The 13,028-nt window shown below is 71.0% G+C and carries 13 protein-coding genes; 9 read left to right on the forward strand and 4 right to left on the reverse strand.

From position 1 onward, the window contains the following. The 3 genes from mutL to ACK42S_RS10060 all read left to right on the forward strand — a co-directional run. The coding region (gene mutL, locus ACK42S_RS10050; RefSeq protein ID WP_409706503.1) for a DNA mismatch repair endonuclease MutL at positions 1 to 1,372 on the forward strand (1,372 nt) is incomplete at its 5' end. A gap of 27 nt (positions 1,373 to 1,399) precedes the next feature. Then, the gene (locus ACK42S_RS10055) at positions 1,400 to 2,353 is read left to right on the forward strand and encodes an alpha/beta hydrolase (RefSeq protein WP_409706505.1); all 954 of its coding nucleotides are present in this window, start codon (positions 1,400 to 1,402) and stop codon (positions 2,351 to 2,353) included. After that, entirely contained in the window at positions 2,298 to 3,254 is a 957-nt protein-coding gene (locus tag ACK42S_RS10060; protein WP_409706508.1) for a pseudouridine synthase, read from the forward strand. The genes ACK42S_RS10055 and ACK42S_RS10060 overlap by 56 nt, the downstream gene beginning before the upstream one ends. Positions 3,255 to 3,266: 12 nt before the next feature. On the opposite strand, the gene ACK42S_RS10065 is transcribed toward ACK42S_RS10060, so the two are convergent. From ACK42S_RS10065 to ACK42S_RS10075, 3 genes are read right to left on the reverse strand one after another with little or no spacing between them, the layout of a single operon-like run. After that, a complete protein-coding gene (locus ACK42S_RS10065; RefSeq protein ID WP_409706511.1) occupies positions 3,267 to 3,479 on the reverse strand; it encodes a hypothetical protein in 213 nt (70 codons plus the stop codon). A gap of 16 nt (positions 3,480 to 3,495) precedes the next feature. Next, positions 3,496 to 4,443, reverse strand: a complete 948-nt coding sequence (locus ACK42S_RS10070; RefSeq protein ID WP_409706514.1) for a PA2778 family cysteine peptidase — start codon at positions 4,441 to 4,443, stop codon at positions 3,496 to 3,498. Continuing rightward, positions 4,440 to 4,853: a PA2779 family protein gene (locus ACK42S_RS10075; RefSeq protein ID WP_409706517.1), complete on the reverse strand. Its 414-nt coding sequence runs from the start codon at positions 4,851 to 4,853 to the stop codon at positions 4,440 to 4,442. The genes ACK42S_RS10070 and ACK42S_RS10075 overlap by 4 nt, the downstream gene beginning before the upstream one ends. 192 nt (positions 4,854 to 5,045) lie before the next feature. On the opposite strand from ACK42S_RS10075, the gene ACK42S_RS10080 reads away from it, so the two are divergent. The 4 genes from ACK42S_RS10080 (at position 5,046) to ACK42S_RS10095 (ending at position 8,798) form a co-directional block, all read left to right on the forward strand. Next, complete coding sequence (locus tag ACK42S_RS10080) at positions 5,046 to 6,305, forward strand: multidrug effflux MFS transporter (protein ID WP_409706520.1); 1,260 nt, start codon at positions 5,046 to 5,048, stop codon at positions 6,303 to 6,305. Beyond that, positions 6,302 to 7,240, forward strand: a complete 939-nt coding sequence (gene miaA / locus ACK42S_RS10085) for a tRNA (adenosine(37)-N6)-dimethylallyltransferase MiaA (RefSeq protein WP_409706523.1) — start codon at positions 6,302 to 6,304, stop codon at positions 7,238 to 7,240. Before ACK42S_RS10080 ends, miaA begins: the two co-directional genes overlap by 4 nt. Further along, entirely contained in the window at positions 7,237 to 7,905 is a 669-nt protein-coding gene (locus tag ACK42S_RS10090) for an ABC transporter ATP-binding protein (protein WP_409706526.1), read from the forward strand. Before miaA ends, ACK42S_RS10090 begins: the two co-directional genes overlap by 4 nt. A 116-nt stretch (positions 7,906 to 8,021) precedes the next feature. Then, positions 8,022 to 8,798 carry an MBL fold metallo-hydrolase gene (locus tag ACK42S_RS10095; RefSeq protein WP_409706529.1) on the forward strand — a complete coding sequence of 259 codons (777 nt, stop codon included), beginning with the start codon at positions 8,022 to 8,024 and terminating at the stop codon, positions 8,796 to 8,798. On the opposite strand, the gene ACK42S_RS10100 is transcribed toward ACK42S_RS10095, so the two are convergent. Continuing rightward, positions 8,771 to 9,460 (reverse strand): GGDEF domain-containing protein, encoded by a 690-nt coding sequence (locus ACK42S_RS10100; RefSeq protein ID WP_409706532.1) that lies wholly within the window; start codon positions 9,458 to 9,460, stop codon positions 8,771 to 8,773. The genes ACK42S_RS10095 and ACK42S_RS10100 overlap by 28 nt on opposite strands. 350 nt (positions 9,461 to 9,810) lie before the next feature. On the opposite strand from ACK42S_RS10100, the gene ACK42S_RS10105 reads away from it, so the two are divergent. Beyond that, the gene (locus ACK42S_RS10105) at positions 9,811 to 12,333 is read left to right on the forward strand and encodes an FtsX-like permease family protein (protein ID WP_409706535.1); all 2,523 of its coding nucleotides are present in this window, start codon (positions 9,811 to 9,813) and stop codon (positions 12,331 to 12,333) included. Next, positions 12,333 to 13,028: lipocalin-like domain-containing protein (locus ACK42S_RS10110; protein WP_409706538.1), on the forward strand; the 696-nt coding region annotated here is incomplete at its 3' end. The genes ACK42S_RS10105 and ACK42S_RS10110, both read left to right, overlap by 1 nt.

Raw genomic sequence — 13,028 nt, forward strand, 5'->3', positions numbered from 1 at the left:
CGTGTGCACCAGCGTGGAGGTGCGCGAGCTCTTTTTCAACACGCCGGCGCGCCGCAAATTCCTCAAGACCGAAGCCACGGAGCTGGCGCATTGCCTGGAAGCCGTGCGCCGCCATGCCCTGGCGCGCCCGGACGTGGGCTTTGCCGTCTGGCATGAAGGCAAGCTGGTGGCCCAGTGGCGCCGCGGCAGCGGGGAGCAGCGGCTGCGCGACGTGCTGGGCGAGGACTTCATCGCGCAAAGCCGCGCGGTGGACGCCCGCTTCGGCCCGCTGCGCATCTTCGGACGCGCCGGCCTGCCCGATGCGGCACGCTCGCGCTCGGACCTGCAGTACTGCTATGTCAACGGCCGATACGTGCGCGACAAGCTGATCGCCCACGGCGTGCGCTCGGCCTATGAGGACGTGCTGCATGGTTCGCGCCAGCCCAGCTACGTGCTCTTCCTCGACATCGCCCCGGAGCGGGTGGACGTGAACGTGCACCCCACCAAGATCGAAGTGCGCTTTCGCGACTCGCGCGAGGTGCACCAGGCCGTGCGCCATGCGGTCGAGGATGCACTGGCCCTGCCCCGGGCGGGTACGACACCGCAGGTGCCCGTCGGGCCGGGCCCGGTGGGCACGGGCCCTTCGGAGCGGTCGTCGGCACCGCGCTGGAGCCCGCCTGCGCAGGCGCAGCCCAGCCTGGGCCTGCAGCAAGCGGCCCTGCTGTTCGCGCAGGAGGCGCCGCCCGCCTGGCCCCGCCCGGCCGCGGCCGCGGCTCCCGCCCCTGCCCCGCACGCCTGGGATCCCGAGGACTGGCCGCTGGGCCGGGCCATCGCCCAGGTGGGTGGCATCTACGTGCTGGCCGAGAACGCCCAGGGCCTGGTGATCGTGGACATGCATGCGGCGCATGAGCGCATCGTCTACGAGCGCCTCAAGCAGCACCTGCAGGGCCGGCGCATCGAGTCGCAGCCGCTGCTGATCCCGGCCACCTTCGCGGCCACGCCGCAGGAAGTGGCCACGGCCGAAGCCTGTCACGAGGCCCTGCTCACGCTCGGGCTGGAGATCACGCCGCTGTCGCCCACCACGCTGGCCGTGCGCTCGCGCCCCACGGCCCTGGCCGATGCGAACGTGGTGGAGCTGGCCCGCAGCGTGCTGGCCGAGCTGGCCCAGTACGACGCCAGCAATGTCATCGAACGAGCCCAGCACGAGCTGCTGGCCACCATGGCCTGCCACGGCGCCGTGCGCGCCAACCGGCGCCTCACGCTGGACGAGATGAACGCCTTGCTGCGCGACATGGAACGCACCGAGCGTGCCGACCAGTGCAACCACGGCCGCCCGACCTGGCGACAGCTCACGCTGCGCGAGCTCGACGCACTCTTTCTGCGCGGGCGTTGAACTTCGACGGGGCTGACGGGGTCCGTGATGACCATGATCAGCCTGCGACTCGCGCTTCGGTTTCTTCTCGTCGTCCTCACTGGCTCGGCCTTGCTGGCCGGCTGTGCGGTGCTCGACACCCAGCAGCGCCGCTGGATCTTCCAGCCCAGCAGCGAAACCTGGCGGGGTGCTGCCGACGCGGCGCAGGGCATGGACGAGCGGTGGATCGAGTTCGACTCGCGCTTACAAGCCGAGCGGGCCCGGGTGCACGCCCTGTGGCTGCCCCAGGACCGGCCCGATGCACCCGTGCTGCTCTACCTGCACGGCGCCCGCTGGGACGTGCGCAGCAGCGCCCCGCGCATGCGCCGCATGCACGACCTGGGCTTTGCGGTGCTGGGCATCGACTATCGCGGCTTCGGGCAGAGCTCTGGCGATCTGCCCTCCGAACGCCTGGCCTACGAGGACGCCCGCGCCGCCTGGGACTGGCTGGCAGCCCAGCACCCCAACGCGCGCCGCTTCATCTACGGCCATTCGCTGGGGGGTGCGATTGCCACCCACCTGGCTTCGCAGGTGGACGATGCCGCCGGCCTGATCGTGGAGGCGAGCTTTCCCTCCATCCGCGACGTGGTGAGTACCTTCCGCTGGGGCTGGTTGCCGGTGGGGCCGCTGATCACCCAACGCTTCGAGGCGGCCGAGCACATCGCCCGCGTGAAGGCCCCGGTGCTGGTGGCCCACGGCAGTGCCGACCGCTTCATCCGCCCCGAGCTGGGCCGCCAGCTCTACGAGCGTGCGCCCGAGCCCAAGCGCTGGCTGCTGGTGGATGGCGGCAGCCACCACAACACCAGCGCCATCGGCCGGGACGACTATCGCGCAGCGCTGCGCGAGCTCTTCGGGCTGGGGCGAGCGCCGGACGTGGTCCAATCGCGGCTGGAACCGCCTTCCCGCCATGACATCCCGCTCCAAGCTGTCGCTGCCTCGCCGCCCGTCGTCCTCGCCCGCTGAACCGCCCCGCCGGCGCACCCGCCCGCCGGTGCGCGGCGCCGGATCGGCCCCGCGCTCGCGCGCCTTGCCTGCTGCGGCCCCGGCCGCGCCGGCCGTCGCGCCCGCGCCCGGGCCGACCACAGCCCCGGCGGCAGTGCAGCCGGGCGAGCGCCTGTCCAAGCGCATGAGTGAGCTGGGCCTGGCCTCGCGTCGCGAGGCCGACCTGTGGATCGAACGCGGCTGGGTGCGCGTGGACGGCCAGGTGGTCGACACCCTGGGCGCGCGTGTGCTGCCGCACCAGCGCATCGAGGTGGATCCGGCCGCTCGACACGAACAGGAACAGCGCGTCACCATCTTGCTGAACAAGCCGATCGGCTATGTGAGCGGCCAGGCCGAAGACGGATACGAACCCGCCGTGGTGCTCATCACACCCGAAAACCACTGGAGCCAGGATCCAAGCCCGCTGCGCTTGGGCCGACATCACCTGCGCAAGCTGGCGCCCGCTGGAAGGCTCGACATCGACTCGACGGGCCTGCTCGTGCTCACGCAGGACGGCCGCATCGCGCGTCACCTGATCGGCGAAGACTCCGCCGTGGAAAAGGAGTACCTGGTGCGTGTGGAGCACCCGCAGGCTGCGCACGCCGGTCCGCCGTCGCGGACCTTACCGCCCGACCAGCTGGCCCTGCTGCGCCACGGGCTCAGCCTCGACGGCCATGCGCTAAGACCTGCCCAGGTGAGCTGGCAGAACGAGCATCAGTTGCGCTTCGTGCTGCGCGAAGGCCGCAAGCGCCAGATCCGGCGCATGTGCGAGCTGGTGGGGCTGAAGGTCGTGGGGCTCAAGCGCATCCGCATCGGCCGCGTGGTGCTGGGCGCGCTGCCGCCGGGCCAGTGGCGCTACCTGGGGCCTCACGAGCGGTTCTGAAGCCCCGCCGGCTCACTTGCGCAAGCCCATCACCACCAGCACCAGGCCGGCCGCGATCGCCACCCCGCCGGCCCACGAGGGGATGCGCTCTTCCTTGCGCACCTCGGCCTTGAGGTTGCCCACCTGAAAGACCGTCTCGTTCTGGGTGAAGAACAGGCCGCGGAACAGCACGACCCCGCCCAGCACGATCAGGGCGGCGCCGACGATGGCGTAGACGGTTTTCATGCGCAAATCTCCAGGGTCAGGGCTGCGACTCTACACGCTCGACCAGGGCCCGGGCCCGATCGGCCCAAGGGCCGCCCAGGCTCAGGGCTTCGCGTGCTGCAGCCAGCGCCCGCTCGCGCTGGCCCAGATCGAGCGCCACCAGGCCCAGGTTCACCCAGGCGGCGGCGCTGGCATGGGCTCGCGCAGCGGCCTCGAAGGCCTGCGCCGCCTCGGCCTTGCGGCCCGCGGCGTACAGGCTGTTGCCCAGGCCCATGGCGATCGTGAGGTTGTCGCTCCAGCGCGCGCGCGCGGCCTCGTAGGCCTGTACGGCCCTCTCAGGCGGCGCCACCCGCTCGAAAGCCACCAGAGCACGGGCCATGTCGTCCTCGGTGGCGGTGCGGGGCAGGCGGCCCGGGGCCAGGGCCACGAAGGCCCAGTGCTCCGAGCGCGCCCAGGTGTGTTCGAAGGTGCGCAGGGCCAGATGCTGGCGACGCTCCCGGCCCGAGCGCAGGATCATCCAGCCGTCGTCCAAGTCGTAGCCAACGGCCACGGCATAGTGCCACGCCGGCGCCAGGCTCAGGCCGAGGTTCTGCAACACCAGCACCGGATGGCCGGCCGCGATCTCCTCGCACAGGGCCTGCAGCGTCGGCGGCAGCCGCACCGCCACCGCACCGCAGCGCCGGGCTGCGGCCAGCATCTCGACCTGCAGCGAGCCGCGACGGCCCGGCAGATAAACCAGGGGCACCAAGTCGGTCGGGGTCTGTGCGAAGCCCTGGGCCTGCAGCACCGTGGCCAGGGTTTCGGGGCCACACAGGTCGGGCCCGGCCTGGGGGAAATAGGGAATGTGCTCGAGTTCGGTGCGACGGGGCAGGCCGGTCACGGCACCTGCGCGCAATGCAGCGGTCTGGGTGGCGCAGCCGCCCAGACCGAGGACGGCCGCGGCCGTGCCGGCCAGCCAGCCGCGGCGCGACACCCCGGCGATCAACGCACCGAACGGGTGAAGGGGAAGACCTTGGTCAGACCCAGGATGTCGGTGACCAGCAGCAGCACGAAGATGAAGATGATCGCGCCCAGCACGTCGCCGGCACCGGCAGGGGCCTGGTCGATCCGGGCCACCAGACGCTGGGCCTCCTCGTCGGTCAGGGCCTGCACACGGGCACGGGCCTGCTCGGGGCTCACGCCCCATTCCTGCAGCTTGGCCTGCAGTTCGGGCCGGTCGAGCTCGGCGGCCAGGCGCTCGCGCGAAGCCTCGCCCGCCGCCGAGCGGGCCACCAGCCCGCCCTCCTGCGCGATCTGCTCGGTCGTGATCAACGTGAGCTGACCCGGTTGCGCGAGGGCCACGGCGCCCATGGACAGCGACACGGTCAGCGCTATGGCACGGATGAAGCGGGACATGAGGGACTCCTTCTCTTGTTCGTGAGGGGGCTCGGCTGGCACCGGCGGAACCGCCGGGCTCAGACATTGTGCGACGAAAATTTCCCATCCGAACCACGAGCGGCCCTCACTCTGTTCCTAAATGTGAGCCGGCCTGGGGAAAGTCCCAAGTCTGCTACGCTCGGCCGGCTTCCCGAACCAGACCGCACCGTTTTGTCCCCCACCACTGTCACCCCCCTGGCCACCCCGCCGTCCACCGGTGTGGTCGTCTTGGCCCTGATGCTGCTGCTGGGCACCCAGCCGGTGTCCACCGATCTGTACCTGCCCTCGCTGCCTTCGCTGCCGCAGGTCTTCGGCGTGCCGCTCACCACGGTGCAGCTCACACTGAGCGTGCTGGTGATCAGCTTCGGCGCTGGCCAGCTCCTGCTCGGCCCGGTGGCCGACCGCTTCGGCCGCCGCCCGGTGCTGCTGGCCGGCCTGTCCCTGTACACGCTGGCCAGCGCGGCGGCCCTGGTCTCGCCGCACATCGCCTGGCTGATCGTCTGCCGCGCTGGCCAGGGCGTGGGCATGGCCGCGTGCGTCGTGTGTGCCCGTGCGATGCTGCGCGACCTCTACGACCCGGCCCAGGGGGCCCATGTGATGGCGCGCGCCTCCACCTGGATGGGGCTGCTGCCGGTGGCAGGGCCCATTCTGGGCGGCTACCTCGAAACCACGCTGGGCTGGCGCGGCGCCTTCGGTGTGCTCACGCTGTTTGGCGCGACCGGCCTGGCCGTCATCGCGCTGCGGCTGCCCGAGACCCTGCAGCGCCCCAACCCCGAGGCCCTGCGCCTGCGCCCGCTGCTGGACAACTGGCGCGTGGTGCTGGGCCATCGCGGCTTCTGGGCCTACACCGCAGTGTCGAGCTTCACCTATGCCGGGCTGTTCTGCTTCATCGCCGGCTCGTCGTTCGTCATGGTGGACGTGCTGGGCCTGTCACGGCGCGAATACGGCCTGGCCTTCGCCTTCGTGACCTCGGGCTTCCTGATCGGCTCGGCCGTGTGCCGCCGCCTCGTGCCCAGACGGGGCCTGGTGCGCTCGATCCGGCTGGCCGCCTTCGTCTCGCTGGCCGCCGGCACCTCGATGGCCGGCCTGGCGCTGGCCGGGGTGCATCATCCGCTGGCCTTGATGATCCCCGCCTTCGTCTACACCTTCGCGCATGGCATCCACCAGCCGTGCGCCCAGGTGGGAGCGGTCGGGCCGTTCCCGACGCGTGCCGGCGCGGCCACGGCCCTGTCGGGCTTCCTCAGCATGGCCTTGGCCTTCGGCATGGGCTACTGGATGGGCTGGAGCTACAACGGTACCGTCTACCCCCTGGCACTGACCATCGCCGCCTGGTGCTTCGCGCTGGCTTTCGCGGCCCTGGTGGGGGTGGGCCGGTATGGTCACCCCACGGCGGCGGCGGTGCATGAAGCCCGGGACAATACGGCCCGATGAGTGCCCCCTATCTGTGCCTCGCCGGGCCCACCGCCTCAGGCAAGACCGCCGCCGCGCTGGCGCTGGCGCGGGTGCTGCCCATCGAAATCATCAGCGTGGACTCAGCCCTGGTCTACCGCGGCATGGACATCGGCACGGCCAAACCGAGCGCGGCCGAACGTGCCGCGGTGCCTCACCACCTGATCGACCTGATCGACCCCACCGAGGCCTACAGCGCCGCCCAGTTCGTGGCCGACGCCACCCGGCTGGTGAGCGAGATCCGTGCGCGCGGGCGGCTGCCGGTACTCGTGGGCGGCACCTTGCTCTACTTCAAGGCCCTGTTTGACGGGATGGACGCGCTGCCTGCGGCCGATGCGGCAGTGCGGGCACGCATCGATGCGCGCGCGGCCAGGATCGGCTGGCCGGCCCTGCATGCGGAACTGGCCCGGGTGGATCCGACCACCGCCGCCCGGCTCTCGCCCAACGACAGCCAGCGCATCCAGCGTGCGCTGGAGGTGTGGGAGCTGAGCGGCCGGCCGCTGTCGCACTGGCACACGGGCCGCGCCTGCCGCGGGCCCCACGAGCGGCCCCGGCTGATCGCCCTGGAGCCCGTGGACCGGGCCTGGCTGCACCGGCGCATCGCCGAGCGCTTCCAGGCCATGCTGGCCGCCGGGTTCATCGACGAGGTGCGCGCGCTGCGTGCGCGCGGCGACCTGAGCCTGGCCCTGCCGTCGATGCGCTGCGTGGGCTACCGGCAGGTGTGGGAGATGCTCGAAGGCTGGCATCCCCCCGGCACGCTGGCCGAGCGCGGCATCGCGGCCACCCGGCAGCTCGCCAAGCGCCAGCTCACCTGGCTGCGCAGCATGCCGTGGCGTGAGCCCGTGGCCTGCGACCGCCCCGACGCCATCGACCAGGTGGTGCGGCAGGCCCAGGCCTGGGCGCAGGAGCAGCGATGACGAGCCCCGGGCCCGTGCTGCGCGTCCGGGGCCTGGCCAAGCGCTACGACGAGACCCCGGTCTTCGAGGGCGTGGACCTGGAACTGCCGGCCGGCCGCTTCATCGCCTTGCTGGGGGAGTCCGGCGTGGGCAAGTCCACGCTGCTGAACTGCCTGGCCGGGCTCGATGCACCCTCGGCCGGTCGCATCGAGGTGCTGGGGCAGGACCTCGCCGCGCTGGACGAGGCCGGCCGGGCCCGGCTGCGGCGCGCCCACCTGGGCTTCATCTTCCAGGCCTTCCACGTGCTGCCGCACCTGAGCGTGGCCGACAACGTGGCCTTGCCCCTGCTGCTGCTCGGCCGCGACGATCCCGCGCGGGTGCAGGAGGTGTTGGCCGAGGTGGGGCTGCAGGCTCTGGCACAGCGTCTGCCCGAGCAGCTCTCGGGAGGCCAGTTGCAGCGCGTGGCCATCGCCCGCGCGCTGGTGCACCGGCCCGCGCTGCTGCTGGCCGACGAACCCTCGGGCAACCTCGACCCCGACACCGCCGAGCGCGTGATGCAGGCCCTGGCCGCACAGGTGCGCCAGCATCGCGCGGCCTGCGTGCTGGTGACCCATTCCCAAGCCGCCGCGGCCCACGCCGATGAGGTTTACAAGCTCACCTCCGACGGACTGCACCGCCTGGGCTGAATCCTTCATCGCGGCATGGGCTTTGTCCCTGAACGTTGATGCGCATCAAGACGACACCCAGGGTGGACCCCTAGAGTCTGCGCTCATCGCCACCTGCTGCACCGCGGACCCGCGCCATGTTCATTGAGCTGTATCACCACAAGGGTCATCAGTGCCTGATGTTTTGCGACACCTGCGTCGAGCACGGCGAGGCGGTGCAGGCCAACCAGTTCCTGATCGTCGATGACGACACCGGCGCGATCATCGACCCGGGTGGCAATCTGGCCTACAGCGAGCTCTACCTGGGCATGACACGGCACTTCCCGCCGCATCAACTCTCGGCCATCCTGGCCTCACATGCCGACCCGGACATCATCGCCTCGCTGGACCGCTGGATGACGGCCACCACGGCCCCCGTGTACATCTCGCGTGTGTGGGAGCGCTTCGTGCCGCACTTTTGCAAGCCGGGCAAAACGGCCGGGCGGGTGATCGGCATCCCCGATGCCGGCCTGCGCATCCGGGTGGGTCGTGGTGAACTGTGGGCCCTGCCGGCGCATTTCCTTCACGCCGAAGGCAACTTTCAGTTCTACGACCCGATCAGCCGCATTCTGTTCTCGGGCGATCTGGGCGCCTCCATGGGCCGGCAGGTCGATCCGCGCCAGCCGGTCACCTCGCTGAGCGCGCACATTGCCGCCATGGAGGGCTTCCACCGCCGCTACATGGTGTCGAACAAGGTGCTGCGTCTGTGGGCCCGCATGGTGCGCACGCTGGACATCGCGATGATCGTGCCGCAGCACGGCGCTCCCATGGCCGGCGCCGCAGTGCGCGAGTTCATCGAATGGGTGCAGGACCTGTCGTGCGGCATCGACCTGCTGGGCGATGCCCACTACAGCGTGCCGACCGCTGCCGACTGAGCCATTGCTGGCGCACACTGCGTCTGCGCAGCGCCATACACCCGGTTGCGACCGGCGCGCTTGGCTTCGTACAGCGCCACATCCGCATCGTGGATCATGGCTTTGAGATCCGCATGCGAGGCATGCATGGCCGCCACGCCGATGCTGACCGTGGCGCCCACTTGCTGGCCCTGCCAGTCGATACGGACGTGCTGCAAAGCCGCGCGGATGCGCTCGGCCATGGCCAAAGCGCCCGACAGGCTCGTTTGTGGCAGCAACACCGCCAGTTCCTCGCCGCCATAGCGCGCCAGCACATCGGTGCTGCGCAAGGATGCATCGCAGGCCCGCGCCAAGGTTTGCAGCATCAAATCGCCGGCATGATGGCCGTGGGCGTCGTTGATGCGTTTGAAGTCGTCCACATCGATCAGCAAGACTGCCAACGGCAGTCCGTGCCGATGCGCGCGCGCCCACTCCTGCTCGCTGCGCTCCCAGAAGTGACGACGGTTGTAGCAGCCGGTCAAATCGTCAGTGATCGCCAAAGTCTGCAAGCGCTGGCGCAACTGCTCCAGCCGGAACACCAGCTGCAAAATGGCATAAATGACGGGCGGGGCCGATACCCCGACACACACCGTGGCAATGAGCAAACCCAGGCGCCATGAGCCTTGTCCCAGCACGCCGATCACGGTCACAGTGATGAGCGCCGCCAGGACCCAGGCCACGAACACCAGCAACACCACCGATGGCCACAGGCCAAGCGAAAGCAAGCAGGCATGCCAGCGATCCCATTGCCAATCGGCAGCCTCGCTGCCTGAAGCCACGCGGCGAATAGAGGTCATGGCCTGTCGCCCTTGAACCAAAAGTTTTTTATCCTCGCATGCTTCGTGGGGATAGGGGAATTCCCGCTCGATACCCCCCCCTCAAATGAGTGGGTCATCTGACCGAGAGCGATGTTTCAGCCGGCCCGGACGCCATGCCCACCGTCGCCGACAATCCCTCCGACCCCTCCCGACCCCGAGCGTTCCGTTACCACCCCATGACCTGCTTGCGCTGGTGGACCCGCCTGTCCTGGCCTGAATGGCGCCATCACCCCTGGCGCCACGGCATGGCCTTGCTGGCCGTCTTGCTGGGCGTGGCCCTGGCCTTCGCGGTGCACCTGATCAACCAGTCGGCCCTGGGCGAGTTCAGCGCGGCGGTGCGCTCGATCCAGGGCGAGCCCGACGTGGAGCTGCGAGCCGTGCGCGGCGGCTTCGATGAAGCCCTGTACGAAACGCTCGTGCGCCATCCCGGCATCGCCCGCGCCAGTGCGGTGATCGAGCTGTCCACCTACGCCCGCGACCGCCGCGGCGCTCGCGTGGCCCTCAGGCTGGTCGGGCTCGATCCGCTCGTGGCACCGGAACTCGCGCCCGCGCTGGCACCGCGCCTGGCCGAGGGCCAGGACCGCTTGGCGCTGCTCGCCCCCGACAGCCTGTCGCTGAACGCAACGGCACGCGAGGCCCTGGGGCTGGCCCCGGGGGACACCGTCGAGGTCCAAAGCGGACTGGCCTGGCGCCGCTTCACCGTGGTGGGCGCGGTCGTGGGCGAGGGGAAGGCGGGTGAAGTGGTCGAAATCGTTGCCGCACAACGGCACTTCGGACTGCTCGGACGGCTCGGCCACATCAACCTGCGCCTGCAGCCGGGGGAACGCTGGGAGGCAGTGCAGCGCACGCTCGACCTGCCGCCCGACGTGCAGTGGCAAACGCCCGACCAGGCTTCGCAGCGGCTGTCCAATGTCTCGCGGGCCTACCGCGTCAATCTCACCGTGCTGGCCCTGGTGGCCCTGTTCACCGGCGCCTTCCTGGTGTTCTCGGTGATGTCGCTGTCGGTGGCCAAGCGCGTGCCGCAGTTCGCGCTGCTGGGCGTGCTGGGGCTGGACGAGCGCGAACGGCTGCGGCTGGTGCTGACCGAAGCCGCGGTGCTGGGCGGCCTGGGCAGTCTGCTGGGCCTGGCCCTGGGAGCGGCGCTGGCGCACGCTGCGCTGACCTGGCTGGCCGGCGATCTGGGCGGTGGTTTCTTCCCGGGCGTGGCCCCCCGCCTGCAATGGTCCACACCGGCCGCCCTGGGCTATGCCGGCCTGGGCGTGGCCGCTGCGCTGGCCGGCAGTTGGCTGCCGGCACGCAGGGCGCAGCGCCTGGCGCCCGCCCAGGGACTCAAGGGCCTGGGCCCCGGCGCCAGCGGCCGCGCCCATCCCGTCTGGGGTCTGGGACTCCTGGCTGCCGGGGGGCTGCTCGCGCTGTTGCCCCCGGTGGCTGGGCTGCCGCTGTTCGCCTACTTCGCCGTGGCGGCCGTGCTGCTCGGCGGCATCGTCTGCGTCCCGACGGTGGTCAGCGCGCTGACCGCCACCGGGTCCGCGCGCCTGCGGCGCCACCCCGGGTTGCTGCTGGCGGCTCAGCGGGCCCGCCACCAGGGCCACACGGCCACCGTCGCGGTGGCCGGCGTGGTGGCAAGCCTCAGCCTCGCGGTGGCCCTGACGACCATGGTCGCCAGCTTCCGCGCCTCGGTGTCGGGCTGGCTCGATGCCGTGCTGCCGGCCGATCTCTATGCGCGCACGGCCGTCAGCTCGGCGGCCGCCGAGACCGCCTTCCTCGACCCGAGCTTCGTGGAGGCGGTGCGCACCCTGCCGGGCATACGCCACGTCGAAACCTTGCGCGTGGTGACGCTGAACCTCGATCCGGCACGCCCCGGCGTGGTGCTCATCGCCCGCCCGCTGTCCACCCCGGCGCAGTCCCTGCCGCTCACCGGGTCCTTGCTGCCACCCGAAGCCGGACTCGTCTCGAGCTACGTCAGCGAAGCCGTCGTGGACCTCTACGGCGTGCGGCCCGGCCAGGTGTTCGCCCTGCCGCTGATCGAGGGCCGCCCGCCCGTGCCCACCTGGGTGCGCGGCATCTGGCGCGACTACGCCCGGCAGCACGGCAGCGTGGTGATCGACAGCGCCGACTTCCTGCGGCTGAGCGGGGATGCGCGTGTCAACGACCTGGCCCTGTGGCTGGACGACGGCACCTCCACGGCCGAGGTGCAGGCCGCCGTGCGCGCCCTCGCCCCCGACCCGACGCTGATCGAATTTGCCGAACCGCGGGAGATCCGCGCCGCCTCGCTGCGCATCTTCGACCGCAGTTTTGCCGTGACCTATTGGCTGCAGGCCGTGGCGATCGCCATCGGCCTGTTTGGCGTGGCCGCCAGCTTCTCGGCCCAGGTGCTGGCGCGGCGCAAGGAATTCGGCCTGCTGCGGCACCTGGGCTTCACGCGCGGCCAGGTGTTGGGCATCGTCGCGGGCGAAGGCCTGGTCTGGAGCGGCGCCGGCGCCCTGCTCGGCCTGGCCCTGGGGCTGGCGGTCAGTGTGATCCTGGTGCACGTGGTCAACCCGCAGAGCTTCCACTGGACCATGGAACTGCTGCCCCCCTGGGGCCGGCTGGTCGCGCTGGCCGCTGCGATGGTGGCCGCCGGCGCGCTCACCGCCGCGCTCAGCGGCCGAGCCGCTGCCGGCCGCGACGCCGTGCTCGCCGTCAAGGAGGACTGGTGATGCAACGCCGCACCCTGCTCGGCGCCACGCTCCTTCTGGCTCCCTCGCTATCGCGAGCGCAAGGGCGGGTCCAGCCGGGCACCCGGCTGCAGTTCCCGCGCGATCATGGCGCCCATCCCGAGCACCGCACCGAATGGTGGTACATCACGGGCGTCCTGCAGGCGCAGCCACAGGCCTTGCCCTGGGGGTTCCAGATCACCTTCTTCCGCTCGCGCAACGACCTCGCCGGAGACAATCCCAGCGCGTTCACCCCGCGCCAGCTCGTCTTTGCCCACCTGGCCGTGACCGACCTGGCCGGCCGCCGGCTGCTGCACGACCAGCGCATCGCCCGCGAGGGCTTCGGCCTGGCGCATGCCGGCACGGTCGACACCGACCTGCGCCTTCGCGATTGGACCTTGCAGCGCGAGGGGTCCGTGCAGGCCGCCCTGTACCGAGCCCGGCTCGCCTCGCGGGACTTCGGTCTGCAGCTCGACATCGCCCAGACCCAGCCCGTGCTGCTCCAAGGTCAAGCCGGCTACTCGCGCAAGGGCCCTGATCCATCGCAGGCCAGCCACTACTACAGCCACCCTCAGATGTCGGTGCAGGGCCGGCTGCGGCTGCACGACCGGGAGCATGCGGTGAGCGGCCGCGCCTGGCTGGACCACGAATGGAGCGAGGCCCTGATGCATCCCGAGGCCGTGGGCTGGGACTGGGTG

This window comes from Caldimonas sp., from assembly GCF_046289365.1.
Lineage (GTDB): Bacteria > Pseudomonadota > Gammaproteobacteria > Burkholderiales > Burkholderiaceae_C > Caldimonas.

What these genes read in the sequence shown, in the direction of transcription:
- ACK42S_RS10055 (WP_409706505.1), top strand. Translation starts at nt 1,400, where the DNA reads ATGACCATGATCAGCCTGCGACTCGCGCTTCGGTTTCTTCTCGTCGTC.
- ACK42S_RS10060 (WP_409706508.1), top strand. Translation starts at nt 2,298, where the DNA reads ATGACATCCCGCTCCAAGCTGTCGCTGCCTCGCCGCCCGTCGTCCTCG.
- ACK42S_RS10065 (WP_409706511.1), bottom strand. Translation starts at nt 3,479, where the DNA reads ATGAAAACCGTCTACGCCATCGTCGGCGCCGCCCTGATCGTGCTGGGC.
- ACK42S_RS10075 (WP_409706517.1), bottom strand. Translation starts at nt 4,853, where the DNA reads ATGTCCCGCTTCATCCGTGCCATAGCGCTGACCGTGTCGCTGTCCATG.
- miaA (WP_409706523.1), top strand. Translation starts at nt 6,302, where the DNA reads ATGAGTGCCCCCTATCTGTGCCTCGCCGGGCCCACCGCCTCAGGCAAG.
- ACK42S_RS10090 (WP_409706526.1), top strand. Translation starts at nt 7,237, where the DNA reads ATGACGAGCCCCGGGCCCGTGCTGCGCGTCCGGGGCCTGGCCAAGCGC.
- ACK42S_RS10095 (WP_409706529.1), top strand. Translation starts at nt 8,022, where the DNA reads ATGTTCATTGAGCTGTATCACCACAAGGGTCATCAGTGCCTGATGTTT.
- ACK42S_RS10105 (WP_409706535.1), top strand. Translation starts at nt 9,811, where the DNA reads ATGACCTGCTTGCGCTGGTGGACCCGCCTGTCCTGGCCTGAATGGCGC.